This window comes from Azospirillum sp. FG154, assembly GCF_057809575.1.
Window position 1 is genome coordinate 300,371 of the sequence record NZ_JBMDKF010000001.1, and the last position, 24,721, is coordinate 325,091.

Consider the following 24,721-nt stretch of genomic DNA (forward strand, 5'->3'; position numbering starts at 1 on the left):
CGTTACATCGCAGGCCGGTCGGCGCCATCGCCGACTCCCAAGCCCTTATCACACACCGGGGGCACCTGCCCCCTAAGCCCCTTAAGGCGGGCCGCATCGCGCGCCAGCCCCTTGGCCAGCCTGCCGCGCGCCACCACCGCGTGCACCGCGTGATCCCGCCCCAACGCGGCGGCCAGAGCGGCCGACTCGAAAAGGGCGATCACGGGAAGCGTCGGCGCGAGCGCCGTCACCTTGCCGCGTTGGTCGAGCGAACCGTCGGCGGCCTCGACCAGAAGGGCCGGCGGGGGACCCGCGCGACCAACCTGGTTGACCTTCAACGCCTCGCGCACCTTCTCATACCCAGCCAGAACGTGGCCCGCCCGGCGGGCCAGGCCCAAACCGTTCAAGCAACGCCGTTCCAGCAGCCGATCCAGCCGTTCGGCCAGATCCGGCGGCACCTTCACCGCTCGGCGCGCGGCCTTGGCGAAGACGGACTTCCCCATGGCCTTCGCCAGAGCCGCCCGATCCGCCGTGACCCACAGGCCACGACCGGGCAACGATTCCTCAAGGTCGGGAACCACCTCGCCGTCGGGGGCGATCACGAAACGGATCATCCCATCCTTCGGCCCAACCGTTCCCGACGCGATGCAGCGGCGCAAAGGCCCCTTCTCGTCGTCCGCCGGTTGGTGGTCCACCACCTCCGGGGCCGCGTCGGCGGCGGCGTTCGGCGCCTGTGGGTCTTCCCGCTCGGTCATCCGTTCGTCATCCGCCTTTCGCGGTCCTCAAACACTCAACGCCGGTTCGTCGCGATTCAGCCGATCAGGCCGACGCGCCCTGACCCTGCTCGCCAGCCTCGCCGCCAGCCGCCGCGCCTTCGCCCTCAAACCAGTGAGCGCGCGCGGCCATGATGATCTCGTTGGCCTCCTCTTCCGAGGGGCCGTCCTTGCCGAGAATCTCCACCAGCTCGTCGCCCGCCAGATCGGCCAGATCGTCCAGCGTCTTCACGCCGTTCTCACCCAGCTTGACCAGTTGCGCGGCGGTGCAGCCCGTCAGTTCGGCCACGACGTCTTCGACGCCCAGCTCCAGACGGCGCTCGTTCGCCTGGCTTTCCTGTTCGTCGAGGAAGGCCAGCGCGCGCTGCTTCAGCTCGTCGGCGACCGATTCGTCGAAGCCCTGGATTTCCGCCAGCTCTTCGGTTTCGACATAGGCGATTTCCTCGACCGAGGAGAAGCCTTCGGCGACCAGCAGATGGGCGATGACGTCGTCAACGTCCAACGCCTGCATGAAGACGCCCGAACGGTTCTGAATCTCGTCGGAACGACGGTCCGATTCTTCTTGTTCGGTCAGAATGTCGATGTCCCAGCCGGTCAGCATCGAGGCCAAACGCACGTTCTGGCCACGGCGACCGATGGCCAGCGACAATTGGTCGTCCGACACCACCACCTCGATGCGGCGATTCTCATCGTCCAGCACGACCTTGACCACTTCCGCCGGGGCCAGCGCGTTGACGACGAAGGTCGCCGCCTCGCTCGCCCACGGAATGATGTCGATCTTTTCGCCCTGAAGCTCGCCGACCACCGCCTGAACGCGGCTGCCGCGCATGCCGACGCAGGCGCCGACCGGATCGATCGAGCTGTCGTGGCTGAGAACGGCGATCTTGGCGCGCGAACCGGGATCGCGGGCGACCGCCTTGATCTCGATGATGTTGTCGTAGATCTCCGGCACTTCCTGGGCGAACAGCTTCGCCATGAACATCGGATGGGTGCGCGACAGGAAGATCTGCGGACCGCGCGGCTCTTCGCGCACGTCGTAGATGTAGGCGCGCACACGGTCGCCGTTCTTGAAATGCTCGCGCGGCAGCAGTTCGTCGCGGCGCAGGATCGCTTCGGCGCGGCCCAGATCGACGGTGACGTTGCCGTATTCGACGCGCTTGACCAGACCGTTGACGATCTCGCCGTTGCGGTCCTTGTACTCATTGAACTGGCGCTTGCGCTCGGCGTCGCGCACCTTCTGCACGATGACCTGCTTGGCGGTCTGCGCGGCGATGCGGCCAAAATCGATGGGCGGCAGCGGATCGACCAGGACGTCGCCAACCTTGGCGCCCGCCTTGCGACGCTGGGCGTAGGCGAGCGTGATCTGCGTCGCCTCGTTCTCCACCGTCTCGACCACCTCAAGATGGCGGGTCAGATGGATGTCGCCGCTCTTGCGGTCGATGCGCGCGCGGATGTCGTGCTCGTGCCCGTATTTGGACCGACCGGCCTTCTGAATCGCCTGCTCCATCGCCTCCAGGACTTCATCCCGGTCGATGTTCTTTTCGCGAGCGACGGCGTCAGCGACTTGCAGCAGTTCCATCCGTTACACTTCCTGGGTCGGCGTGTGGTCTTAGGGGAGAGGCGGCGGAGGGATCAACCCTGCTGCTCTTGGCTGGCGCGGATCAGTTCGTCCGTCAAAACCAGCTTCGCGCGCAGGATGTTGTCAAACTCCAGCCGGGCGGCTCCCTGTTCGGTGTCGATGCACACGAGGCCGTCTTCGACGCCCTTCAATATGCCTCGGAAGCGCTTGCGTCCGTCGCTTGAGGCCAGACGGGTGTCCAGCTTGGCCTCGAAACCGGCGAACCGGGCGAAATCTTTCAAACGGGTCAGCGGTCGGTCGATGCCGGGCGAGCTGACTTCCAGCGTGTAGGCGTCGCGGATGGGATCTTCGACGTCCAGCAAAGCGGAGACGGAGCGGCTGATGTCGGCGCAATCTTCGACGGTCATCGCCGCGCCGTCGGCGCGTTCCGCCATGATCTGAAGGATCGACCGCTGGCCGCCCGAAATCTGAACACGCACGATCTCGTAGCCCATGGCCTCGACCGACGGCGTGATGATCTGTTCGATGCGACCTGATGCGTCCATATCCACCCAACCTACAGCCTGTGACCGGGATTGAACCGATCCAGGTTTCCACCCGTGCGTCGCCGCACGCCGATAAAAAAATAAGTGGGCCAAAGCCCACCCGCAAAGCGTCCCGACGGTCCAGTTTCCCGGGCCGCCGATCCGTATGGGTTCATGAAGGCTGACTATAGTCATTCCGCCCGATCCCGCAAGCTTTTTCCCTAGCCTTGTCCCGCGCGGCAAGCAAGGCTGGGGCGGCGTCATGATTTTGCGGGAGCGCGACGATGATTTTGGAAGCCGCTTTGTTGATGGTCCGACCAGGGCAGGAGCGGGATTTCGAGCGGGTGATGGCCGAGGCCCGCCCCTTGATCGCCGCCACACCCGGTTTTCGTGGTCTGGAGCTGCGGCCTTGTCTGGAGGTTGGCAACCGTTACCTTCTGCTCGTCCAGTGGGAACGGTTGGAGGACCATACGGAGGGCTTCCGTGGGTCCGACCGTTACGCGCGGTGGAAGGCGCTTTTGCACCCTTTCTACGACCCGTTCCCGCTGGTCGAGCATTTCGCCGAACCGGTGGTGGCGGCGCCCGATCCGGTTTCAGCTTAAGCGGAAGCGCGCGGGTTGCGGACGAAGCGCAGGAAGACCGGCTTGCGCCCGGCTTCGATGGCCTTTTCCTCGTAACGGGTGGGCGGCCAATCGAACGGGCGGACCCGCCAGTCCGACGGAACCCGCGCCGTCCAGGCGAAGTCCGGATGCTTGACCAGATGCTCCAGACTCCAGCGCACCAGCCCCATGTCGTCGCTGGCCACGCGCAGCTCAGCCCCATCCTTCAGCACGCGCGACAGGCGGGCGAGATTCTCCGGGCCGATGAAGCGGCGGCTGTGGTGGCGGGTCTTCGGCCAGGGATCGGCGAACAGAACGAAAGCCCGGCCAACCGAGGCGTCGGGCAAGGCGTCGATCAACGGACGGGCGTCGTCGGGCAGAATCCGCACCCGCTTGTCCAACCCGGCGTCCTCGACCAGAGCCAGCAGGCTGGCCACGCCGTTGATGAAGGGTTCCGCCCCGATCACGCCGACCGTCGGGTTTTCGGTCGCCACCTGGGCCAGATGATGCCCGCCGCCGAAACCAACCTCCAGCCAAACATCCTCGACCGGCGCGTCGAACAGGCTGAACGGGTCGAGTCGGTCGCCGGGCGCGGGCGTGGGGATCTCCAGCGTCGGCAGCAGGCTGGTCAACAGGCTGGTCTTGCGCTTGTGCAAGGGCCGCCCTTTGCGGCGTCCATACACGCGGTTTTTCACATCGCCCGAGGTCGCGTCGGCGTCGGAATCGGCGGGAGGAGTCGAGTCGGTCATGGCGGTGCGGAACGCTTTTCAGAAAATCCAGGCTTCAAAAACACGGCAGGGGCCGCGAACGGCCCCTGCTGTCTCGTCACATCCGTTGACGGGCGACGGGCGTTAGAGCAACGCGCTGCGCAGATCGCCCACCAGATCGGTCTTCTCCCACGAGAAGCCGCCATCGGCGTCCGGGTTGCGGCCAAAATGACCGTAAGCGGACGTGCGGGCGTAGATCGGCTTGTTCAGGCCCAGATGCGTGCGGATGCCGCGCGGGCTGAGATCGACGAGCTGCTGCAACACCTGCGACAGGCGATCCTCGTCCACCGCGCCGGTGCCGTGGGTGTCGACATAGACCGACAACGGCTTCGACACGCCGATGGCGTAGGACACCTGGATCGTGCACTTCTCCGCCAATTCCGCCGCGACGACGTTCTTGGCGAGGTAACGGGCGGCGTAGGCGGCGGAACGGTCAACCTTCGTCGGATCCTTGCCCGAGAAGGCGCCGCCGCCGTGCGGGGCCGCGCCGCCGTAGGTGTCGACGATGATCTTACGGCCGGTCAGACCGGCGTCGCCGTCCGGGCCGCCGATGACGAAGCGGCCGGTCGGGTTGACGTACAGGCTGGCCTCGTCGCACATCCAGCCTTCCGGCAGGCAGTTGACGATGTGCGGGCGAACGATCTCGCGCACGGCCTCCTGGTCCAGCCCTTCGGCGTGCTGGGTGGAGAGCACGATGGCGGTGGCGCCGACCGGCTTGCCGTCGATGTAACGCAGCGTCACCTGGCTCTTGGCGTCGGGACCGAGCTGCGGGGCCGCGCCCGAATGACGGGCCTCGGCCAACGATTTGAGAATGGCGTGGGAGTAATAAATCGGCGCGGGCATCAGCGCCGGGGTTTCGCGGCAGGCGTAACCGAACATGATCCCCTGGTCGCCGGCGCCTTCGTCCTTGTTGCCAGCGGCGTCAACGCCGACGGCGATGTCGGCGGACTGGGAATGGACCAGGCATTTGACGTCCATCTTTTCCCAATGGAAGCCGTCCTGCTCGTAACCGATGTCCTTGACGGCGGCGCGGGCGACTTCGACCAGATGATCGGCCTTGATGCTGTCCGGTCCACGGACTTCACCGGCCAGAACGACCTGGTTGGTGGTGGCGAGAGTCTCAACGGCGACGCGGGCCTGCGGGTCGTGCGACAGATAGAGATCGACGATGGCGTCGGAAATGCGGTCGCAGACCTTGTCGGGATGGCCTTCCGACACGGATTCGCTGGTGAAGACGTAGTTCAGCTTAGCCACGGGGAACCTCGGCTTTTGGCGGCGCGCTATTTCACAAGTCGATACGACAGATCGGTACAGCGCCCGCAGGACACCGACCCAATTTCGTATTTGACAAGGATTTCCCCCGGGGTCAAGCAATCTCCCCGTTCAACATACGGGCGTCATCAATAATGGTGGCGAACACTGTTTTTCATCATCGAATGGGGAATGCGGCCAAAAATCGCACTCCCCTTCGATGATCGGCATGATCCGACGTTATTCCGCCGCTTCGGCGACGGCGGCGTTGGCGACGGCCTTGGTCAACTCGAACAGGCGCTTGCGCACCGACGGGTCGTTGATCTTGTAATAGGCGCGCACCAGCTCCAGCGTTTCCCGCTTGGCCATCGGATCGGGTTCGTAACCGCCGGTCGCCCGGTCGTCGCCCGCCGCGTCCTCGTCATCGTCGATGCGCGCCGCCGCCGCTTCGGCCGGCATGTCGTCGAAGAAGAAAGACACCGGCACATCCAGCACGCGGCTGAGGTCGAACAGACGCGACGCGCCGATGCGGTTGGCGCCGCGTTCGTACTTCTGCACCTGCTGGAAGGTCAGACCAATGGCTTCACCCAATTTTTCCTGGCTCATGCCCAGCAGCGTCCGGCGCAACCGGACGCGCGATCCGACATGAACGTCGATCGGGTTCGGCTTTCCGGTCTTCGGACGACCCGCACCCGCACGGCGCCCGCGTGGCGCCCCTGTTGCTGCTTGCATCTGGCTAATCCCTGTAACAGTTGTGCAACTTTGATATGGCATATCCACGTATGCAGTCAAGCCCGCCGCTCCTTTTCCTTCATGTCAAAGGAGAAAATTCGCTCAGATCTCGGCCTCGTGGATCGCGTCGGGCGAAAGCGGAAACAAGAAAACACGCGACAAGCACGAAGCCGAAGAGACGATCCCCGGCACGGCTATAAAGAGTGGTTCCATCCGGCGCTTTCGGCAACGTGGTATCGATGACGCCGCGTTCCCCCAACCCGAGTGACTGTCTCACACGCCCATAGGCGTCCACCAGCCCGGAGATACCCGTATTGGCGACGCGAACCAGCGGCAAACCCTCTTCCACGGCGCGCACCTGATTGATGGCGAAATGCTGGTGCGGGCCAGCGGTGTGGCCGTACCAAGCGTCGTTGGTCAGATTCAGCAGCCATTGCGGTCGGTCGGTCGGGTCGGTGACGGCGCCGGGGAAGATCCCTTCGTAACAGATCAGCGGACTGACCGGCGGCAGTCCCGCCAGACGCAGCGTCTTCGGGCCGGGACCGGGCGAGAATTCGGCGCCGTTGCCCGCGATGGCGCCGACCGGCATCCAACGCCGCAGCGGCATGTATTCGCCAAACGGCACCAGATGGGCCTTGTCGTAGCTTCCCGCCACCGCGCCGCTGCCGTCCACCGCGATCAAGCTGTTGTAATAGCGCCATTGCCCATCGCTGGTGGTTTCCGAACGCGGCGCCCCGGTGATGAGCAAACCGCCGGACGGCGTCACCGATCCCAACACCTGCCGAACGCGGGCGTCGCGCTCGATGAAGAAGGGAACCGTGGTTTCCGGCCAGATGATGTGGGTGATCGGCTCCGACGCGGGCAGGGCGGAAAGATCGAGATTCTCCTGAACGTTCTTTTCACGTTGGCCATTGGCCCATTTCAGCTTCTGGTCGATGGCCGCCTGGACCAGCCGCAGCCGCACGCCCGGAACCACCGCGTCGGACGCGGTCGCCAGCCGCCAGCCGCCCCAACCGCCCAGCGCGACGAACAGCAGCAGCCCGGCGGCGACGGCGCCCCAAGCATGCCTTGGCCTTATTCCCGGATCGGCCAGCGCGGCGGGCAGGGACGCCGCCAACACCGTCAGCAGCGACAGACCGTAAATCCCAAACAGCGACACGCTTTGCAGAACCGGCAAGACGTCAACCCAGCCATAGCCGATCAGGTTCCACGGAAAGCCGGTGAACACATGACCGCGCAGCCATTCCAGCAGCGCCCAGCACCCGGCGAACAGCAGCGGCCCAGCCAACCCGCCACCGAACCCGCGCGCGCGCAAGACGTGGAACAGCCACCCAGCCGTCCCGGTGAACAGCCCCAGCAGCACCGGCAACCCGACCGCCGAAAAGGGCAAGGCCCACCAGAATTGCTTGATGTCGGTGAACAGCGCCGCGCTGATCCAATAGAGGCCCAACAGGTGATGGCCAAAGCCGAAGAACCAACCAACCGCGAAGGCCCGGCGACCGGACGTCGCGCCCTCCAACAGCCAGATCAAGCCGGGAAAGGCGATCAACAGAACGGGCAGGGCGTAGGCCGGGGGCAAGGCGAAGGTCGCCAGCCCGCCCAGCCCGGCGGCCATCGCCCAGCGCCGCCATCCGGTCAGGGACAGTAGGAACGCGCGCGCGTGGCCCAGCCGCGACGGATTGGGCGCCGTGTCAAGAACGGTCACAACAAGAACTCCGGGATCGGCGACGGCGATGCAGCCCATAAATGGCGCCGCGTGTGACAAACACAATCCCCCACCGTCAAACCCTGGTCGGGATCAACGGCGTGGGGGTGTGACAAAGAGGGGATCGTCAGGCGGTTTCGGCCAGCGCCGAGCTGTTCGCCGGGGCGTTGCGCACCCGCAGCCGCTTCAGACGACGGGAATCCGCGTCGATGATCTCGAACTCCAGGCCCGACGGGTGGGTCAGCAACTCCCCCCGGCCCGGCACGCGGCCCGCCAGCGAGACGACCAAGCCACCCAGCGTGTCGATGTCCTCGCGCTCCTCGTCGGTCAGAACCGGGCCGACGCGCTCCTCGAAATCCTCAATGGGGAGGCGGGCGTCGACGATCAGGCTGCCGTCGGGCCGTTCGTCCAGCCGGGGGGCGGCGGCCTCGTCATGCTCGTCCTCAATCTCGCCGACGATTTCCTCGACCAGATCCTCGATGGTGACAAGCCCGTCGATGCCGCCGAACTCGTCCACCACCAGGGCCAGATGGCTGCGGCTCTGCCGCATCTCGACCAGCAGGTCGAGCACCCGCATCGACGGGGCGACGATCTTCACCTCGCGGACGATGCTTTGCAAATCGGCGTCGGCGCCTTCGCCCAGCGCTTGGCGCGCCATGATCGTCAGCACATCCTTGATGTGGATGACGCCGATCACGTCGTCGAGCGTTTCACGGTACACCGGCAGCCGCGAATGGCCTTCTTCGGCGATCTTCTGAATCAGCGCGGGAAAGGGGGTGTCGATGTCCAGCGCGACGATGTCGGCGCGCGGCACCATGACGTCGGCGACCGTGCGCCCGCGCAGCTTCAAAATGTTGGTGAGCAGCGCGCGTTCGCCCGCCCCCACCGATTCTTCCGCACTGTCGGAATCGTCGATCAATTCCTCGATGGTGGCGCGCAGCGAGGAATCGCCGCGCCCCCCCATGACCGTGCGGAGCCATCCCTTGAACAGATGGCCCAGGGAATGATGGTCTTCGGCCCCGTCGTCACGGGGCGTGCGACTGTCGGAAATTTCGCTCATTGGTCCGGCGGTTCATGGTTGACGGCATACGGGTCGGCGACGCCAAGGGTGGCGAGCAACCGGGTTTCCAGCGCCTCCATCTCTTCAGCCTCGTCGTCCGTTTCGTGATCGTACCCCAGAAGATGCAAAACACCATGCACCACAAGATGGGTCAGGTGATCGTCGGGGTTTTTGTTTTGCTCGGCGGCTTCGCGTTGGACCGTCTCATAGGCCAGAATGACGTCGCCCAGCAGGATGGGCGCGCCCTCCTCCAGCTCCGGTTCTTCGGCTTCGGTCAGGGCGAAGGACAGCACGTTGGTCGGCTTGTCCTTGCCGCGATAGTCGCGGTTCAGTTGTTGGACCAGCGCGTCGTCGGCCAGCACCACCGACAATTCGGCGGGGCCGTCGTCGGGCGGGTAGCTGGCGGCGAGCGTGGCGTAAGCGACGCGTTCGGCCAGCGCCTCGGCGCCGTCCGGCCAGGCCCCCGCTTCACGTGAAACGCACACCTCAAGCTCAGGGGCCGCCGCGTCGGGGGTGTTCATGCCGTTCTCAGCCTCGGTCATCGCGCGTTCTCCCAGGCGCGGGGGGCCGCCGTCGTCGCCCGCTGCGCGTCGGCCCGGTCATAAGCGCGGATGATGCGCGCGACCATCGGGTGGCGCACGACATCGGCGTCGGTGAATTGGACGAAGCGCACGCCCTCGACCCCCTTCAGGATCTCCATGGCGTCACGCAGGCCCGATCTGGCCCCGGTGGGCAGGTCGATCTGGGTGATGTCGCCGGTCACGGCCATCCGCCCGCCCTCGCCCAGACGGGTCAGGAACATCTTCATCTGCATCGGCGTGGTGTTTTGCGCCTCGTCCAGAATGACGAAGGCGTTGCCCAGCGTCCGACCGCGCATGAAGGCCAGCGGGGCGATTTCGATCTCGCCCGATTCCAACCGCTTCTTCACCTGTTCGGCGGGCAGCATGTCGTGCAGCGCGTCGTAGAGCGGGCGCAGATAGGGATCGACCTTGTCCTTCAGATCGCCGGGCAGGAAGCCCAGCCGCTCCCCAGCCTCCACCGCCGGGCGCGACAGGATGATGCGGTCCACCTGACCCGTGGTCAGCAGGGCGACGGCCTGCGCCACCGCCAGATAGGTCTTGCCGGTGCCGGCCGGTCCCAGCCCGAACACCAGCTCGCTTTCCGCCAGCGCCTGGAGATAGGCCGCCTGCATCGGCGAGCGCGCGGTGATCGAGCCGCGCCGCCGGGTGCGCAGGGTGATTTCGGTCGAGGCCACCGTCGCCAAGGTCTGCAAACGGGTTTCCTCGTCGGTGTCGGAGGTCGCCATGCGGACGGCGGCGTCGATTTCCCCGGCCCCCACCGGCAGCCCCCGGCTCAGCCGGGCGTAGAGCGCGTTCAGGGCCGAACGCGCCGCGTCGGCGGCGTCGGACGGGCCGGAGACGATCAGCGTGTTGCCGCGCGAGGTCAGCGACACGCCCAACAGCGCCTCGATCCGGGCGAGGTGGCGGTCATGCTCCCCGTACAGCATCGGCAGCAGCCGGTTGTCGTCAAACTGAACGTCGATCCGCCGATCAGGCTGGCCGTTCAAGCGCGTGCCTCCAGAGCATGGACAGGGTTGCGCGCGGTCGAGGCGTAATCGCCGGTGACGACCGTGCCCGCCAGACTGTTGGGCCGGGCGTCGTCGATCCGCACCTCGACGATGTGGTTGAGCAGCCGCTCGTTCGCTTCGGCGTGGACCGACTGCATCCACGGGCTGCGGCCCAGCAATTGGCCGGGACGGCGGCCCTTGCGGTCGAACAGGATGGGCATGGTCCGCCCGACGAAGCCCTGGTTGAAGGCGACCTGCTGCGCGCCGATGAGCTGTTGAAGGGCCTGCAAGCGGGCCTCCTTCACGTCTTCGGGCACCTGCGCGCTTTCCAGAGCCGCCGGGGTTCCCGGACGCGGGCTGTATTTGAAGCAATAGGATTGGGCGTAGCCGACATCCGTCACCAGCTTCAGCGTCGCCGCGAAATCGGCGTCGCTTTCGCCGGGGAAGCCGACGATGAAGTCGCTGGACAGCGCCAGATCCGGGTTGACCCCGCGCAGCCGGTCCACCAGACGGCGGTAATCGTCGGCGCTGTGCTTGCGGTTCATCGCCGCCAGAACGCGGTCCGACCCCGATTGCACCGGTAGATGCAGATAGGGCATTAGTTGCGGCACGTCGGCGTGGGCGCGAATCAATTCGTCGTCCATGTCGCGCGGGTGCGAGGTGGTGTAGCGGATGCGCGCCAGCCCGTCGATCTCCGCCAATTCGCGGATCAGACGGCCCAACCCCCAGGTCGATCCGTCGGGACCGTCGCCGTGCCAGGCGTTGACGTTCTGGCCGAGCAGGCTGATTTCCCGCGTGCCGCCCGCCACCAGCCGCTTGGCCTCGACCAGAATCTGGTCCGCCGGGCGGGAGAACTCGGAGCCGCGCGTGTAGGGCACGACGCAGAAGGTGCAAAACTTGTCGCAGCCTTCCTGCACCGCCAGAAAGGCGGCGACGCCCTGGCTGGTCGCCTCTTCCGGCAGGAAATCGAACTTCGACTCCGCCGGGAAATCCGTGTTCAGCACGCTGCCCGCCGCGCGGCTGGCCTTGGCGACCATTTCCGGCAGGGTGTGGTAGGTCTGCGGGCCGAACACCATGTCCACATAAGGCGCGCGGGCGACGATTTCCTCGCCTTCGGCCTGGGCGACGCAACCGGCGACGGCGAGGATCATCGTGCCGTCCTGCGCCTCGGCCTTTTCGTCCTTCAGGATGCGCAGGCGTCCCAACTCCGAGAAAACCTTGTCCGCCGCCTTTTCGCGGATGTGGCAGGTGTTGAGGATCACCATGTCGGCGCCGTCCGGCTCATCGACCGGACGATAACCCAGCGGCGCCAGGACATCCGCCATCCGGGCGGAGTCGTAGACATTCATCTGGCAGCCCCAGGTCTTGATGAACAGTTTCTTGCTCAACCCGCACCCTTCCGCGCAAAAGCCGGCGTCAAAACGCCCGGCGCAAAAACAAACAGCGCGCCACACGGCAGGGCGTGGCGCGCGAGTCGCCGTTCAATCGGCGTCGCTGTGAAGCAAGATGGTAGCACGGGCGGGGCAAAGCGAGTCAATGCCCGTCCGCCCCGCGTTCTTCCGTCCAGCGCTCTTCGGCGCCAACGGGATCAGCCTGCGCCGTCCCCGTCAGGGCCGCCAACCTCACGCCGCGCTGGCGGCGTCCGACCACATCCGATCCCGCCAAGTCCGGGAGAAGAGAAAAGACAGCGGGGCCGCCTCCTCAATTTCAGGAACCAGCGTGACGCCCTGCGGCGGAACCCGGCCGATCATGCCCGCCACGCCGTCCAGCGCGCCGTCGACCAGTTCCAGACCCAACAGCCGGTTCATGTCCACCGGGCCGGGCATCTGCATGCCCATCGTCAGCGCCCGGGTGAAGCCGAACCGCTCGTAATAGGGGGCGTCGCCAACCAGGATCACCGATTTGTAGCCCAAGGCCACCGCCTTGTTCAGGCTCATGCGGATCAGCTTGCTGCCCAAACCGCCGCCCTGGAGATCGCCCGACACGGCGATGGGGCCAAGCATGATCGACGGGGTGGCGCCGACCATGATCGGCCAATAGCGGATGGTGCCCCGCAGGACTTCATGACCATGCTCGTCATGGTCGATGGCGACGAGGTTCAACTCGGGGATCGAGTCGATTCCGTCCCGCAGCCGATAGGCGGTTTTTTTGAAACGGTCAGGCCCAAAGGAGGCGTCGAGCAGGGCTTCGATGGCGCAGGCGTGCTTGGGCTGTTCAACCGTGATAATCATGCGATGGCTCCCGGCGGGAAGAATGGTCTTCTGCTGCGGGTCGCGCCGTCGCCTATGGCCCTTGGGGATCAGGTCCCGCTGTGGCCTTTGGCGTTCGCACGCGACCCAAGGACGGCCGCACCCGCGTTTTGCGGGGCGTGGCTCCGTCGTCGGATGCGAAGGGCGTGCGAACGAGACATTGCGTAGGCTCATGGGCCGTTTCAGACGATTGCGCATATAACACCCACACCCCCCCAGCGCAAGACCATGTTGACCCCTATGGAACGCATGACTGCCTCCACCCGCCGCCCCTGATTTTTCACAGGCTTTCCAAGGGGGTTGGCGGGGCTTCCAGCGGTGGATGACGGGGCGGTCGAGTCGGTGTCTGGACAGTGGGGGAGACCCGCCTTTATGGTGATGGCCGTTGATCCCGCCGCCCTGTTAGGCCACCCGATGTACACCGCCGTCACCCGCGCGATCCGCGTCACCGTCCAGCCCGTTTTTCTGGAAGACCAGTCGGCCCCCGCCGAGGGCCGCTATGTCTGGGCCTACCACGTCCGCATCGAGAATGAGGGGGAGGAGACGGTGCGCCTCCGCACCCGCCATTGGCGCATCACCGACGCCATGGGCCGGATGCAGGAAGTGCGCGGCCCTGGAGTCGTCGGCGAACAGCCGGTGTTGGAGCCGGGCGGCTCCTTTGAATACACCAGCGGCACCCCGCTCGGCACGCCGTCGGGCATCATGGTCGGCAGCTACGGCATGGAAGACGCCGACGGCGCGGCCTTCGACATCGCCATTCCCGCCTTTTCGCTGGACAGCCCGCACCAGCCGATGCGCCTGAACTGATGCCCCCGCGATTTTGTGGTCATTTGGTCCCTTGAAAGTTGTGGGGCTTGTGCAATTTTGGGATTCTCGACCGGCTGGCGGGTCAAGGCTCAGGGTTTGCGCAAACAGGCTTGAGCCGATGATCCACGCCAGCCTTCGCCGCGTATCGACGCGCACACGCCGGACCGGGCCGCCCAACGACAGGCGGGCGCCGGAATTGCGGCCCAGCATCGAAAGGTTTTCCCCGTGACGGCTTCCAAGACCCCGCTCGCCGAGAATGTGGTTCCCGGCCCCGGCCTGCCGCGCGCCGCCGCGCCCGAGATCGTTCGCCCATCCCGCGAGGAGGCTGAAGAGGCGGTGCGCACCCTGCTGCGTTGGGCGGGCGACGACCCGTCGCGCGAAGGGCTGGTCGGCACCCCCGACCGCGTGGCGCGGTCTTACGAAGAGTTCTTCGCCGGTTACACGATTGATCCGGTCGATCTGCTCCAGCGCACCTTTGAAGAGACCGACGGTTATGACGAGATGGTGATTCTGCGCGACATCCGCGTCGAATCCTATTGCGAGCACCACATGGTGCCGATCATCGGCAAGGCCCACGTCGCCTATCTGCCCAAGCGCCGGGTGGTCGGCATCTCCAAGCTCGCCCGTCTGGTCGAAGCCTACGCCAAGCGCCTGCAAATCCAGGAAAAGATGACGGCGCAGATCGCCAACACCATCGATCAGGTGTTGCAGCCCGACGGGGTGGCGGTGGTGATCGAGGCGCAGCACCAATGCATGACCACGCGCGGCGTCCACAAGACCGGCGTCACCATGGTGACAAGCCGGATGTTGGGGGCCTTCCGCACCGACCCCTCGACCCGGCGTGAATTTCTGACCATGATCGGCAACCCGGCCTCGCGCGGCGAGTGACGCCCAGCGAATGATCGGGCCGGACGGCCTCATGGATGGGAAACGATGGCGGCGAAGGTGACACCGGCGGTCAACGCGGCGAAGGCGGCGGGAGTCGCCTTCCGCTTGATGGAATACGACTATGACCCCTCCGCCGACGCCATCGGCCTGCACGCCGCCGCCGCCCTGGGGCTGGATCCGGCGCTGGTCTACAAAACCCTGATCGTCCAGTTGGAACCGAAGGGGCTGGCCTGCGCCGTCATCCCGGTGGCGGCCAAGCTGGATTTGAAAGCCATAGCGGCGGCGGCCAAGGTGAAAAAGGCCGATCTGGCTGATCCCGCCTTGGCCGAAAAAACCACCGGCTATCTGGTCGGCGGCATCAGCCCGCTTGGCCAGAAAAAACCCCTGCCGACCTTCGTGGACGCCAGCGCCGAGGGCTTGGCCGAAATGGTGGTGAATGGCGGACGGCGCGGCCTGCAAATCCTGCTGGCCCCCGCCGACCTCGCCCGAATCGCCAAGGCGACGGTCTGCCCGATCACGGCGGGTTGACCGGGTCGGCGGCAGTCCCCTCTCCCGCTGACCAGCGGGGGAGGGTTAGGGAGGGGGCCGGAAGGAGCAAACCCGCGATGTCGCGCGCCGAACGGCTTCTTGATCTGATGCAAATCCTGCGGCGTCACCGCCAGCCGGTCAGCGGCCCCACGCTGGCGGCGGAGCTGGGGATCAGCCTGCGCACGCTCTACCGCGACATCGCCACCCTGCAAGGGCAGGGCGCCGGGATCGAGGGGGAGGCGGGCGTCGGCTATGTCCTGCGCCCCGGCTTCCTGCTGCCGCCCCTGATGTTCACCGAGGAGGAGGTGGAGGCGCTGGTTCTCGGATCCCGCTGGGTGGTGGACCGGGGCGACAGCCGTCTGGCCGGAGCCGCGCGCAACGCGCTGGCCAAGATCGCGGCGGTTCTGCCGCCCGACCGGCGCGAGGGGATGGACGGGTCGGCCCTGCTGGTCGGGCCGGGCGCCCCCATCGCCGCCGGAGACGCCGAACTGGCCGCCATCCGCCAGGCCATCCGCGCCGAACACAAGCTGGATCTGTCCTACCGCGACCGCGACGGTTCGGAAAGCCGTCGGGTGATCTGGCCCTTCGCGCTCGGCTTTTTCGACCGGGTCCGGGTGGTGGTGGCGTGGTGCGAGTTGCGTCAATCCTTCCGCCATTTCCGCACCGACCGCATCGTCGCCCTGACCCCCACCGATGCCCGTTACCCCCGCCGCCGTCAGGCGATGCTGAAGGAATGGCGCGCGGCGGAGGGAATCCCGACGCCCCGCTGACAAGGGACTTGCCTCTCGCGACCGCCGAAGTGGTTTCCCTTTGTCCGTTTCCCGTATATTCCCACTCGCTCCTCTGGCGCCCTCCCTTTTCGTCTGGAACGCTGATGACCGCACTGATCCACCGGCTCGCGCTGCCCGTCTTTCTCACGCTGATTTGCCTTGCCGCCGGCGCCGCCAGCGTCTGGGTTGGCCAGGACATCAACGGCGATCAGTTGATGTATCATCTCTACACGCCGCATCTTTTGCTGGATAATCGGTTTGAGCTGGACATCGCCGCAGGCGGAATGGGAACCTTCACCAATCCATTGCCATTCCTGCCCTTTTTCCTCGCGGCGCATGCCCTTCCGGCGGTGGTGGTCGGGTTTCTCATCGGAGCGTTTCAGGGATTGAATCTGGTCGCGGTCTTCTTGATCGCGATGCAGTTGGTTGATCGGCGCGAGACCTCCGCAAGGTTTGCCTTTGCCCTTGGGGCCGTGTTTCTGGCGGCGGCGCTGCCGATGAACCTTCTGGAGCTGGGACGGAGTTTTGCCGACAATTGGGGCAGCGTTCCGTTCCTGTTCGGCGCGTTGTTGGTGATTCGGCAGCTCAAACGGCCTGATCTTGGCCTCGTGCTTCTGCTGATTGGCGGCGCTCTGGTCGGGTTCAGCGGTGGACTGAAAAACACCAATCTGGTTCCATGCATCGCCTTCGGCTTTGCGTATCTTGTGACCACGCGCGCCATCTGGCCGACCATCATCCTTGGTCTGTCCATGATCGCTGGTTTTGCGCTGTCGAGCGGTTACTGGCTGATGTTGATGCAATCGCATTACGACAGTCCGTTGTTTCCCTATTACAACGCGCTGTTCAAGTCGCCGCTCTACGACATTGTCAACTGGCGCGACACCCGTTGGCAGGCCCATGGGGTCCGTGATCTTCTGCTGGCGCCGTACCATCTCCTGGTGGATGGACAGAGATTTGCCGAGGGCGGTCTCCGCGATGGGCGGTGGCTGACGTTCCTGGTTGTCCTTACGCTCACAGCGGTCGTCACGCTGGCAAACCGGTTGCGCCGCCAGCCTCCGGTCGCCACAGCCACCGAACCGGCCAGCAACCACCGGCCATTGCTGTTCGCTGCCATCTTCGTCCTGACAGGCTTCGCCCTGTGGGCCGCCATGTTCTACTACGCCCGTTATCTCCTCATCGTCGATTATGTGATGCAAGCCGTTCTTGTCGCGTTGTTCGCGGCGTTGCCGCTGCCGCGAGACGCGCGGGCCATGATCGCCGGAATCGCCGTTGGCGCGCTCGTCATATCCTCACAAGCCCTGCCGATGGGGTGGGCGCGCCTGCACAAATGGGGCAAATCGTGGTACGAGATTGAAAATCCAGATCTGCCGCCCGGATCGGTCGTGCTCCTGGGCAACGGGATCGGATCATTCGCGTCGTTTCTGCCAACATCCGTGCGCGTTGTTGGGATCGGGTCAAACTACTTCTTCACAGGCGGCGACTCCAAACCAATGCTGAAGCGGGTGCAGGACGCCATCAATGACAGCCAGGGCAAAATCGTGCATCTGGAGATGCGCGGTCTTCCCCGTCCTGATCCATACGCTGACCTCGCCAAGATTTATGGGCATTTTGGGCTGACATTCGGCGCGTGCCGTGTCCTTAAGGGCAATGTGGCGGATTTTGATCTTTGTGAATTGTCACGCGTCGCTCCGAACTGGGATGCTCCCGTCTCGCTTTACGGTCGTCTGCCTGGAACATAAGGACAGAAGTTTTGGGTCTTTTGCAGGCCGCCGCCGGATCGGCCTGCCCCCCAACGTCACGCGCAGATCCACCATGCTGACAGAATCTGACAGCAGGTCCGCCTAAGGTTTGTTTCACCGGACGGGACGCCCCCGACCGGCTCCTTCGACAAACCAAACGGAAGCGACCCATGCCCGATCTGAATTTCGTCCTGCTCTATGTGGACAGCCCGACCGCCAGCGCCGCCTTTTACGCCGACCTGCTGGGCAAGCAACCCGTGGAAGCCTCGCCCACCTTCGCCATGTTCGCGATGGACTCGGGCGTCATGCTCGGCCTGTGGTCGCGCCACACGGTGGAACCGGCGCCGAGCGCGGGCGGCGGCGGGTCGGAGATCGCCTTCGCCGTCGCCGACGCCGACGCGGTCAGCGCCACCCACGCCGATTGGGCGGCGCGCGGGCTGCCGATCCTCCAGACGCCGACGGCGATGGATTTCGGCCATACCTTCGTCGCGCTCGACCCCGACGGGCACCGGCTGCGCGTGTTCGCGCCGTCCGCCCCGCCGTCGGCCTGATTTCAGGATCTCGGGCCATGGGCCGGAACTGGATCGCCGTGGCCTCCGCCGAGCATGTCCGGCGGGGCCGCGCGGGCGGCTTCATGCAGGTGTGCCACGGCAAGGCCGCGCCCCTGCGCCGCATTCAACCGGGCGACCGCGTCGCCTATTACTCGCCGACGGAGAGCTTCGGCGGCAAGGACCGCGCGCAAGCCTTCACCGCCATCGGCGTGGTGCGCGACCGCGACCCTTATCCGTTCGACATGGGCGGCGGCTTCGTGCCGTTCCGGCGCGACGTGGCGTGGCTGGACGGGGTGGAGACGCCGATCCAACCCATGCTCGACCGGCTGGATTTTTCCGCCGGGGTCAAGAATTGGGGCTATCAACTCCGCTTCGGCCTGTTCGCCGTCAGCGACCACGACGCCGACCTCATCGCGCAAGCGATGGGCGTCGCCTTTCCGGTTCCAGCCCAACCAGCGCTTCTGTAAAGAATTTTTGCCACGTCCGCGCCGGGGAGAGGGATGAAACGCCCGTTCCCCGGCGTCTGGCGTTCAGGCCCTGTTCAGCAATCTCATACCATCGTCGGATCGGGGATGGACAGGCGGTCCCACCTGACCAAGATCAAGGCGAAACCCCTCGCGCTCTGGCATCCATGCGCTTATATCCTCGGCAAGAGCTATTGTAAGGCCCCCATCCGTAAGGCCCAGCCCGATGCACCGTTTCGCCAATCCCGCCCGCTTCCTGCGCCTGTCGGCCCTGCTGCTGCCGTGGAGCGCCGGGGCCACCGTGGTCCTGCTGATCGTCGGGCTGTATTTCAGCCTGTTCGGCTCGCCGCCCGACTACCAGCAGGGCGACACCGTGCGGATCATGTACATCCACGTCCCGGCGGCCTGGATGAGCCTGTTCGTCTACACCAACATGGCCGCCGCCGCCGCCGCCGGGCTGGTGTGGAAACACCCGCTGGCCGACCTGTTCGCCAAGGCCGCCGCGCCCATCGGCGCGGGCTTCACCCTGGTCTGCCTCGTCACCGGGTCGCTGTGGGGGGCGCCGATGTGGGGAACCTGGTGGGTGTGGGACGCGCGGTTGACCAGCGTGCTGATTCTGTTCTTCCTCTATCTCGGCTACATGGCCCTGGTGAACGCCTTTGACGATCCGCAGCGCGGGACGCGGGCGGGCAACGTTCTGCTGCTGGTCGGCATCGTCAACGTGCCGATCATCAAATTCTCGGTCGATTGGTGGAACACGCTGCACCAGCCCTCCAGCGTCATGAAAATGGGCGGCCCCAGCATCGATTCCAGCATGTTGATTCCCCTGCTGGTCATGGCGGGCGCCTTCACCAGCTATTTCATCGCGGTCGTCATCCTGCGGCTGCGGACGGAGATCGCGCAGCGCAAGATCCAGACGCTGCGCTTCAGCGTCGCGGGCGACGGAGCGACGGGGTAAGAGCATGACCGACTTTTTCGCCATGGGCGGGTACGCCGCCTTCGTCTGGCCGTCCTACGCGCTGGCCGCGCTGGTGCTGCTGGGCCTGTTGATCGCCAGCCTGAAGGGCCTGCGCGACGCCGAGGCCACGGTCAAGGCGCTGGAAAGCGCCCGACCGGCCCGCCGCCGGTCACGACCCGCCGTCAAACCCGAAACCGACAGCGCCCCCGATCTGCCGGGGAAAGCGAGCGAAGGATGACCAAGAAGAAACGCCGCCTCTACATGCTGGGCCTCGCCCTGCTGGGGCTTGGCGCCGCGACCGCCCTGACGCTGACCGCGTTCCAGGACAACATCGTGTTCTTCTACAGCCCCAGCCAGTTGCAGACCCAACAGGTCGGCGAGCGCAATTTCCGCCTGGGCGGGCTGGTCGAACAGGGCAGCGTCCGCAAGCTGACCGACGGCGTCACCACCGAATTCCGCGTCACCGACACCGCCCACACCATCGACGTCCGCTATCGCGGCCAATTGCCCGACCTGTTCCGCGAAGGGCAGGGGGTGGTCGCCGAAGGCAAGCTGACCGGCGGCGTCTTCGTCGCCCGCGAAGTCTTGGCCAAGCATGACGAGAACTACATGCCGCCGGAGGTGTCGGAGGCCCTGAAGCAGGCGGGCGTCTACAAAAAGCCGACCGACGCCAAAACCGCCGCGAACGACGCGCCCGTCACCACCTCCGCCAGTCCGGCGGCGACGAAGAAGGAGTAGCGGGACCGTGATCCCCGAACTCGGCCATTACGCGCTGGTGCTGGCGCTGTTCGTCGCCTGTGTCCAGGCCGGGCCGCCGCTGATCGGCGCCGCCACCCGCAACGCCGCCTGGATGAACGTCGCCGGTCCCGCCGCCATCGCCCAGATGCTGCTGGTGCTGGTCGCCTATGGCGCGCTGACCTGGGCGCATGTGGCGTCGGATTTCAGCGTGCAGAATGTGGTGCAGAACAGCCACTCGCTGAAGCCGATGCTCTACAAGGTGTCGGGCGTCTGGGGGAATCACGAAGGCTCGATGGTCCTGTGGATCGTCATGCTGACCCTGTTCGGGGCCGCCGTCGCCGTCTTTGGCCGCAACCTGCCGCCGACGCTGAAGGCGCGGGTTCTGGCGGTTCAGGGCTTGATCGGCATCGGTTTTCTGCTGTTCATCCTGACCACCTCCAACCCCTTCATCCGCGTGATCCCGGCCCCGCTGGACGGCAACGACCTGAACCCGCTGTTGCAGGATCCGGGGCTGGCCTTCCACCCGCCCTTCCTCTACGCGGGCTATGTCGGCTTCTCCATGGCCTTTTCCTTCGCCGTCGCCGCCCTGATCGAGGGGCGGGTCGATCCGGCCTGGGCGCGCTGGGTGCGGCCCTGGACGCTGGCGGCCTGGTCCACCTTGACCATGGGCATCGCGCTCGGATCCTGGTGGGCCTATTACGAGCTGGGCTGGGGCGGCTGGTGGTACTGGGATCCGGTCGAAAACGCCTCTTTCATGCCGTGGCTGGCCGGTACGGCGCTGCTGCATTCCGCCATCGTGGTGGAAAAGCGCGACGCGCTGAAAAGCTGGACCATCCTGCTGGCCATCGTCACCTTTTCGCTGTCGCTGATGGGCACCTTCCTGGTGCGGTCGGGCATCTTGACCTCCGTCCACGCCTTTGCCGTCGATCCGGCGCGCGGGGCCTTCATTCTGGTGCTGCTGGCCATCGCCACCGGCGGGTCGTTGCTGCTCTACAGCCTGCGCGCCCCGGCGTTGAAGGGGGGCGGGCTGTTCGCCCCGGTCAGCCGCGAAGGCGCGTTGGTGCTGAACAATCTGCTGCTGTCCACGGCGACCGCCACCGTCTTCATCGGCACGCTCTACCCGCTGTTCCTCGACATTCTGAAGATGGGCAAGGTGTCGGTCGGCCCGCCCTTCTTCAACGCCACCTTCGTGCCCATCGCCATTCCGCTGGTCGCCGCCATGGTCGTCGGCCCCTTCCTGTCGTGGAAGCGGGCGGATCTGGGGGCGGCGCTGACCCGGCTGTGGGTCGCCGGGGTGGTCGTGGTGGTCTGCGTCGCCGTCACCGCCTATCTGACGGCGGGCGGCGGGCCGCTGCTGGCGCTGGTCGGGGTGGCTCTCGCCGCCTGGGCCATCGTCGGCTCGCTGATCGAATTCGCCGAGCGCATCCGCCTGTTCCGCATCCCCTTGGCCGACAGTTGGACGCGCGCCGTCCATCTGCCGCGCAGCGCCTGGGGCATGACCATCGCCCACACCTTCATGGGCGTGTCCATCGCGGGCATGACCGCCACCTCGGCGTGGCAGAGCGAGCGGATCGACGCGATGCGTCCAGGCCAGACGGCCAGCCTCGCCGGGTACGAGTTCCGCTTTGACAGCGTCGGCCCGGCAGCGGGTGAAAATTACAAAGCCGACCGCGCCGTCTTCACCGTGACGAAGGACGGCCAGCCCGTCGCCACCCTGACGCCGGAACGGCGCAGCTACCCCGTCACCCGAATGACCACGACGGAATCGGCGATCCACACGACGATCTTTTCCGATCTGTATGTGGCGCTGGGCGACCCGACGCAGAACGGCGCGGCCTGGATCGTCCGCATCTATCACCACCCGATGGTGCCCTGGATCTGGATCGGCGGCGTCGGCATGATGCTGGGCGGGCTGGTCAGCCTGACCGACCGCCGGTTCCGCATCGGCGCGCCCGAACGCCGCCGCGCCGCCAAAGCCGGGGTTTCCGCCCCGGCCCAGCCCGCCGAATGAAGACGAGAACGCCGTCATGCGCCGCCTGCTGTATCTGCTGCCCTTCCTGCTGTTCATCGGCGTCGGCGCGGCCTTTTATCTGGGGTTCCAGCGCGATCCGCGCGACATCCCGTCAGCCCTGATCGACAAGCCGGTCCCGGCCTTCGACCTGCCGCCGCTGCCCGGGCGCGCGGAAGGGCTGTCGTCGGCCCGGCTGACCGGCGACGTCACGCTGGTCAACGTCTTCGCTTCCTGGTGCATCCCCTGCAAGGCGGAACATCCGGTCATCACCCGGCTGGCCCGCGAGCAGGGCGTGACCGTCCGCGCCATCAACCACAAGGACAAGGCCGAGGACGCGCTGAACTGGCTGGCCCGCAACGGCGATCCCTACGCCAGCATCGGCGCGGATCTCGACGGGCGGGTGTCGATCGACTGGGGGGTTTACGGCGTGCCGGAAAGCTTCCTGATCGACCGGCAGGGCCGCATCCGCTTCAAGCATGTCGGCCCGCTGACCCCGCAGGTGATCGAGGAGCAGATCCTTCCCATGGTCAAGCATCTGAGGCAGGGATGAGCGCGCGCCGTCTCGCCGCCGCGCTGGCCCTGTCGGCGCTGGTCCTGTCTCCCGCCCTTGCGGTGCAGCCCGACGAGGTGCTGAGCAACCCGGCGCTGGAATCCCGCGCGCGGGACATCAGCAAGGATTTGCGCTGTCTGGTCTGCCAAAACCAATCCATCGACGACAGCAACGCCCCGCTGGCCCGCGACCTGCGGATTCTGGTGCGGGAGCGGCTGACGGCGGGCGACGACGACGCGGGCGTGATGGCCTACGTCACCGCCCGTTACGGCGATTACGTGCTGCTGCGCCCGCCCTTCAAGGCGACGACGCTGGTTCTGTGGATCGCCCCCTTCGCCATTCTGGCGTTGGGCGGTCTGGCGACCGCGCTGTTCCTGCGGGGACGGCGCGGCGTGACGGCGGGGGCCGACACCGCCCCCTTGAGCGAGGATGAGCGGCGTCGGTTGGACGCGCTGCTGCGGAAAGACGACGCCTGATGCTGTTCTGGATTCTCGCCGCCGCGATGACGGCGGCGGCGCTGCTGCTGATCCTGCCGCCGCTGCTCCGCGCGGCCCCCCCGGCGCCGACCCGCGAGGCGTATGACCGCGAAGTCTACCGCGACCAGTTGGGCGAGGTGGACCGCGACCACGCGCGCGGCCTCATCAACGCCGCCCAGGCCGACGCCGCCAAGGCGGAGATCGCACGGCGGATGCTGGCCGGAAGCGACGCCGCCGCCAGCGCCCCGGCGACGCCACGCGCCGCGCGGGTTCTGGCCCTGCTGCTGGCCCTGCTGGTCCCCGTCGGCGCCGTGACCGTCTACGCCGTGCTGGGCCGCCCCGACGCGCCAGCCCAGCCGCTGGCGTCGCGCGCCTTGGAGAAGGAACGCTCCGGCCCGCCGCAATCGGTGCTCGCCGCCGTCGAGTCGCTGAAAAAGCAACTGGCCGAAAACCCGGACGATCCCCAGGGCTGGACCATTTTGGGCCAAGCCTACGTCAAGATGAACCGCCCGGCCGAGGCGGTGGACGCCCTGCGCCGCGCCGTCGCGCTGAGCAAGGACGACGCCGAACTGCTCGGCCTGTTCGGCGAGGTGCTGACCGACGCCAACGACGGCACGGTGACGGAAGAGGCGCGCAACGCCTTCGATCAGGTGCTGGTCAAGGATCCCAAGGACGCCCGCGCCCGCTTCTTCGCCGCGCTGGGCCGCTTTCAGGCGGGCGCCCAGCGCGACGCGCTGGACCGTTGGCGCGCCCTGCTGGCCGATTCACCGGCCAACGCCCCGTGGGTGCCCATGGTGCAGACCCAGATCCGCGAGGCGGCGGTCGCGCTCGACCTTGACCCCGCCACCGTCATGCCGACGCCGCTGCCCGCCGAACAGCCCCCAGCCAACGCCGCCGCGCCGCAGGCCGCCACCGCCGGACAAGCGCCAGGACAGCCCAGCGCGGAGGACCGCGACCAGATGATTCGCGGCATGGTCGCCAATCTGGCCACGAAGCTGGACGCCGACCCGTCGGACATCGACGGCTGGCTGAAGCTGATCCGCTCCTACGGCGTGCTTGGCGAGCGGGCGAAAGCCATGGAGGCCGCCGCCAAGGCCAAGGAACGCGCGCCCAACCGGCCCGACGTGCTGGTCGCCTACGCCGGGGCGATCCTGCAATCCATCCCGCGCAGCGACACCCCCGCCCCGATGCCGGGCGAGGTGACGGCGGCCTTGCGTCAAGCGCTGGCGGTTGACGCAACCAACCGTGACGCCCTGTGGCTGCTGGGCCTTGACGCCATGACCACAGGCCACAAGGCCGACGCGCAAGAGTTTTGGGGCCGTCTGATCGCCCAATTCAAGCCGGGCGACCCGGAACACACCCTGTTGAAGGCGCGTTTGGACGCGTTGAAGGCGGGCGGCTGAGCCACGTTTGACCCTGTTGAGTCGCGTGGTGGGTTGGGGCGCGTGGTGGTGTT

At 66.4% G+C, this 24,721-nt stretch carries 27 protein-coding genes; 15 read left to right on the forward strand and 12 right to left on the reverse strand.

All coding sequences use genetic code 11. The annotated features are described in order from the left end of the window. Positions 1–2 precede the first annotated feature (2 nt). The 3 genes from ACODS4_RS01450 to rimP all read right to left on the reverse strand — a co-directional run bounded on the left by ACODS4_RS01450 (position 3) and on the right by rimP (position 2,876). Positions 3–734, reverse strand: a complete 732-nt coding sequence (locus ACODS4_RS01450) for an RNA-binding protein (RefSeq protein WP_488859993.1) — start codon at positions 732–734, stop codon at positions 3–5. Positions 735–798: 64 nt separating this feature from the next. Beyond that, positions 799–2,331, reverse strand: coding sequence for a transcription termination factor NusA (gene nusA / locus ACODS4_RS01455; protein WP_488859995.1), 1,533 nt, complete (start codon positions 2,329–2,331; stop codon positions 799–801). A gap of 53 nt (positions 2,332–2,384) precedes the next feature. Further along, positions 2,385–2,876 (reverse strand): ribosome maturation factor RimP, encoded by a 492-nt coding sequence (rimP, locus tag ACODS4_RS01460; RefSeq protein WP_488859996.1) that lies wholly within the window; start codon positions 2,874–2,876, stop codon positions 2,385–2,387. Between the two features lie 263 nt (positions 2,877–3,139). Here rimP and ACODS4_RS01465 point away from each other — a divergent pair, with 263 nt between their 5' ends. Beyond that, the gene (locus ACODS4_RS01465) at positions 3,140–3,457 is read left to right on the forward strand and encodes an antibiotic biosynthesis monooxygenase family protein (protein ID WP_488859998.1); all 318 of its coding nucleotides are present in this window, start codon (positions 3,140–3,142) and stop codon (positions 3,455–3,457) included. Here the strand turns inward: ACODS4_RS01465 and trmB are convergent. The 9 genes from trmB to ACODS4_RS01510 all read right to left on the reverse strand — a co-directional run bounded on the left by trmB (position 3,454) and on the right by ACODS4_RS01510 (position 12,767). Continuing rightward, positions 3,454–4,203: a tRNA (guanine(46)-N(7))-methyltransferase TrmB gene (gene trmB, locus ACODS4_RS01470; RefSeq protein ID WP_488860000.1), complete on the reverse strand. Its 750-nt coding sequence runs from the start codon at positions 4,201–4,203 to the stop codon at positions 3,454–3,456. The two genes, ACODS4_RS01465 and trmB, sit on opposite strands and share 4 nt — an antisense overlap. A gap of 102 nt (positions 4,204–4,305) precedes the next feature. Next, positions 4,306–5,475 carry a methionine adenosyltransferase gene (gene metK / locus ACODS4_RS01475; RefSeq protein WP_488860002.1) on the reverse strand — a complete coding sequence of 390 codons (1,170 nt, stop codon included), beginning with the start codon at positions 5,473–5,475 and terminating at the stop codon, positions 4,306–4,308. A gap of 237 nt (positions 5,476–5,712) precedes the next feature. Further along, positions 5,713–6,204 carry a helix-turn-helix domain-containing protein gene (locus ACODS4_RS01480; protein WP_488860004.1) on the reverse strand — a complete coding sequence of 164 codons (492 nt, stop codon included), beginning with the start codon at positions 6,202–6,204 and terminating at the stop codon, positions 5,713–5,715. 79 nt (positions 6,205–6,283) lie between these two features. After that, positions 6,284–7,909 carry an apolipoprotein N-acyltransferase gene (lnt, locus tag ACODS4_RS01485; protein ID WP_488860006.1) on the reverse strand — a complete coding sequence of 542 codons (1,626 nt, stop codon included), beginning with the start codon at positions 7,907–7,909 and terminating at the stop codon, positions 6,284–6,286. 127 nt (positions 7,910–8,036) lie between these two features. After that, positions 8,037–8,969, reverse strand: coding sequence for a hemolysin family protein (locus ACODS4_RS01490; RefSeq protein ID WP_488860008.1), 933 nt, complete (start codon positions 8,967–8,969; stop codon positions 8,037–8,039). After that, positions 8,966–9,511, reverse strand: coding sequence for an rRNA maturation RNase YbeY (gene ybeY, locus ACODS4_RS01495; protein ID WP_488860010.1), 546 nt, complete (start codon positions 9,509–9,511; stop codon positions 8,966–8,968). Before ybeY ends, ACODS4_RS01490 begins: the two co-directional genes overlap by 4 nt. Next, on the reverse strand, positions 9,508–10,536 hold the full coding sequence (locus ACODS4_RS01500) for a PhoH family protein (RefSeq protein WP_298377976.1): 1,029 nt from the start codon (positions 10,534–10,536) through the stop codon (positions 9,508–9,510). The genes ybeY and ACODS4_RS01500 overlap by 4 nt, the downstream gene beginning before the upstream one ends. Continuing rightward, complete coding sequence (gene miaB, locus ACODS4_RS01505) at positions 10,533–11,924, reverse strand: tRNA (N6-isopentenyl adenosine(37)-C2)-methylthiotransferase MiaB (protein WP_488860013.1); 1,392 nt, start codon at positions 11,922–11,924, stop codon at positions 10,533–10,535. The genes ACODS4_RS01500 and miaB overlap by 4 nt, the downstream gene beginning before the upstream one ends. Before the next feature lie 234 nt (positions 11,925–12,158). Beyond that, a complete protein-coding gene (locus ACODS4_RS01510; RefSeq protein ID WP_488860015.1) occupies positions 12,159–12,767 on the reverse strand; it encodes a GNAT family N-acetyltransferase in 609 nt (202 codons plus the stop codon). Positions 12,768–13,199: 432 nt separating this feature from the next. Between ACODS4_RS01510 and apaG the strand changes: the two genes are divergently transcribed. The 14 genes from apaG to ccmI all read left to right on the forward strand — a co-directional run bounded on the left by apaG (position 13,200) and on the right by ccmI (position 24,668). Further along, positions 13,200–13,592, forward strand: a complete 393-nt coding sequence (gene apaG / locus ACODS4_RS01515; protein ID WP_488860310.1) for a Co2+/Mg2+ efflux protein ApaG — start codon at positions 13,200–13,202, stop codon at positions 13,590–13,592. A gap of 258 nt (positions 13,593–13,850) precedes the next feature. Next, positions 13,851–14,480, forward strand: coding sequence for a GTP cyclohydrolase I FolE (folE, locus tag ACODS4_RS01520; RefSeq protein WP_488860312.1), 630 nt, complete (start codon positions 13,851–13,853; stop codon positions 14,478–14,480). Between the two features lie 45 nt (positions 14,481–14,525). Further along, positions 14,526–15,008, forward strand: coding sequence for a Cys-tRNA(Pro) deacylase (gene ybaK, locus ACODS4_RS01525; RefSeq protein WP_199720816.1), 483 nt, complete (start codon positions 14,526–14,528; stop codon positions 15,006–15,008). A 77-nt stretch (positions 15,009–15,085) separates the two neighbouring features. Further along, positions 15,086–15,778, forward strand: coding sequence for a helix-turn-helix transcriptional regulator (locus tag ACODS4_RS01530; RefSeq protein ID WP_488860018.1), 693 nt, complete (start codon positions 15,086–15,088; stop codon positions 15,776–15,778). Between the two features lie 104 nt (positions 15,779–15,882). Then, the gene (locus ACODS4_RS01535; protein ID WP_488860019.1) at positions 15,883–17,517 is read left to right on the forward strand and encodes a hypothetical protein; all 1,635 of its coding nucleotides are present in this window, start codon (positions 15,883–15,885) and stop codon (positions 17,515–17,517) included. Positions 17,518–17,687: 170 nt separating this feature from the next. Next, complete coding sequence (locus tag ACODS4_RS01540; RefSeq protein WP_488860021.1) at positions 17,688–18,068, forward strand: VOC family protein; 381 nt, start codon at positions 17,688–17,690, stop codon at positions 18,066–18,068. Between the two features lie 17 nt (positions 18,069–18,085). Further along, a complete protein-coding gene (locus ACODS4_RS01545; protein WP_488860023.1) occupies positions 18,086–18,535 on the forward strand; it encodes an EVE domain-containing protein in 450 nt (149 codons plus the stop codon). 223 nt (positions 18,536–18,758) lie between these two features. Then, entirely contained in the window at positions 18,759–19,490 is a 732-nt protein-coding gene (locus ACODS4_RS01550; protein WP_488860025.1) for a heme ABC transporter permease, read from the forward strand. A 4-nt stretch (positions 19,491–19,494) separates the two neighbouring features. Beyond that, positions 19,495–19,728: a heme exporter protein CcmD gene (gene ccmD / locus ACODS4_RS01555; RefSeq protein ID WP_488860027.1), complete on the forward strand. Its 234-nt coding sequence runs from the start codon at positions 19,495–19,497 to the stop codon at positions 19,726–19,728. Next, positions 19,725–20,228 carry a cytochrome c maturation protein CcmE gene (ccmE, locus tag ACODS4_RS01560; protein WP_488860029.1) on the forward strand — a complete coding sequence of 168 codons (504 nt, stop codon included), beginning with the start codon at positions 19,725–19,727 and terminating at the stop codon, positions 20,226–20,228. Before ccmD ends, ccmE begins: the two co-directional genes overlap by 4 nt. 7 nt (positions 20,229–20,235) lie before the next feature. Beyond that, complete coding sequence (locus ACODS4_RS01565) at positions 20,236–22,239, forward strand: heme lyase CcmF/NrfE family subunit (RefSeq protein ID WP_488860031.1); 2,004 nt, start codon at positions 20,236–20,238, stop codon at positions 22,237–22,239. A gap of 16 nt (positions 22,240–22,255) precedes the next feature. Then, positions 22,256–22,789: a DsbE family thiol:disulfide interchange protein gene (locus ACODS4_RS01570; protein WP_488860033.1), complete on the forward strand. Its 534-nt coding sequence runs from the start codon at positions 22,256–22,258 to the stop codon at positions 22,787–22,789. Further along, complete coding sequence (locus ACODS4_RS01575) at positions 22,786–23,265, forward strand: cytochrome c-type biogenesis protein (protein ID WP_488860035.1); 480 nt, start codon at positions 22,786–22,788, stop codon at positions 23,263–23,265. The genes ACODS4_RS01570 and ACODS4_RS01575 overlap by 4 nt, the downstream gene beginning before the upstream one ends. Next, positions 23,265–24,668, forward strand: coding sequence for a c-type cytochrome biogenesis protein CcmI (ccmI, locus tag ACODS4_RS01580; RefSeq protein WP_488860037.1), 1,404 nt, complete (start codon positions 23,265–23,267; stop codon positions 24,666–24,668). Before ACODS4_RS01575 ends, ccmI begins: the two co-directional genes overlap by 1 nt. The last annotated feature ends 53 nt before the right edge of the window (positions 24,669–24,721 follow it).

Excerpts from the sequence above, each read along its gene's own strand:
- ACODS4_RS01450 (WP_488859993.1), bottom strand. The coding sequence starts at position 734 with ATGACCGAGCGGGAAGACCCACAGGCGCCGAACGCCGCCGCCGACGCG.
- nusA (WP_488859995.1), bottom strand. The coding sequence starts at position 2,331 with ATGGAACTGCTGCAAGTCGCTGACGCCGTCGCTCGCGAAAAGAACATC.
- rimP (WP_488859996.1), bottom strand. The coding sequence starts at position 2,876 with ATGGACGCATCAGGTCGCATCGAACAGATCATCACGCCGTCGGTCGAG.
- ACODS4_RS01465 (WP_488859998.1), top strand. The coding sequence starts at position 3,140 with ATGATTTTGGAAGCCGCTTTGTTGATGGTCCGACCAGGGCAGGAGCGG.
- trmB (WP_488860000.1), bottom strand. The coding sequence starts at position 4,203 with ATGACCGACTCGACTCCTCCCGCCGATTCCGACGCCGACGCGACCTCG.
- ACODS4_RS01480 (WP_488860004.1), bottom strand. The coding sequence starts at position 6,204 with ATGCAAGCAGCAACAGGGGCGCCACGCGGGCGCCGTGCGGGTGCGGGT.
- ACODS4_RS01490 (WP_488860008.1), bottom strand. The coding sequence starts at position 8,969 with ATGAGCGAAATTTCCGACAGTCGCACGCCCCGTGACGACGGGGCCGAA.
- ybeY (WP_488860010.1), bottom strand. The coding sequence starts at position 9,511 with ATGACCGAGGCTGAGAACGGCATGAACACCCCCGACGCGGCGGCCCCT.
- ACODS4_RS01510 (WP_488860015.1), bottom strand. The coding sequence starts at position 12,767 with ATGATTATCACGGTTGAACAGCCCAAGCACGCCTGCGCCATCGAAGCC.
- apaG (WP_488860310.1), top strand. The coding sequence starts at position 13,200 with ATGTACACCGCCGTCACCCGCGCGATCCGCGTCACCGTCCAGCCCGTT.
- ybaK (WP_199720816.1), top strand. The coding sequence starts at position 14,526 with ATGGCGGCGAAGGTGACACCGGCGGTCAACGCGGCGAAGGCGGCGGGA.
- ACODS4_RS01530 (WP_488860018.1), top strand. The coding sequence starts at position 15,086 with ATGTCGCGCGCCGAACGGCTTCTTGATCTGATGCAAATCCTGCGGCGT.
- ACODS4_RS01535 (WP_488860019.1), top strand. The coding sequence starts at position 15,883 with ATGACCGCACTGATCCACCGGCTCGCGCTGCCCGTCTTTCTCACGCTG.
- ACODS4_RS01540 (WP_488860021.1), top strand. The coding sequence starts at position 17,688 with ATGCCCGATCTGAATTTCGTCCTGCTCTATGTGGACAGCCCGACCGCC.
- ACODS4_RS01545 (WP_488860023.1), top strand. The coding sequence starts at position 18,086 with ATGGGCCGGAACTGGATCGCCGTGGCCTCCGCCGAGCATGTCCGGCGG.
- ACODS4_RS01550 (WP_488860025.1), top strand. The coding sequence starts at position 18,759 with ATGCACCGTTTCGCCAATCCCGCCCGCTTCCTGCGCCTGTCGGCCCTG.
- ccmD (WP_488860027.1), top strand. The coding sequence starts at position 19,495 with ATGACCGACTTTTTCGCCATGGGCGGGTACGCCGCCTTCGTCTGGCCG.
- ccmE (WP_488860029.1), top strand. The coding sequence starts at position 19,725 with ATGACCAAGAAGAAACGCCGCCTCTACATGCTGGGCCTCGCCCTGCTG.
- ACODS4_RS01570 (WP_488860033.1), top strand. The coding sequence starts at position 22,256 with ATGCGCCGCCTGCTGTATCTGCTGCCCTTCCTGCTGTTCATCGGCGTC.
- ACODS4_RS01575 (WP_488860035.1), top strand. The coding sequence starts at position 22,786 with ATGAGCGCGCGCCGTCTCGCCGCCGCGCTGGCCCTGTCGGCGCTGGTC.
- ccmI (WP_488860037.1), top strand. The coding sequence starts at position 23,265 with ATGCTGTTCTGGATTCTCGCCGCCGCGATGACGGCGGCGGCGCTGCTG.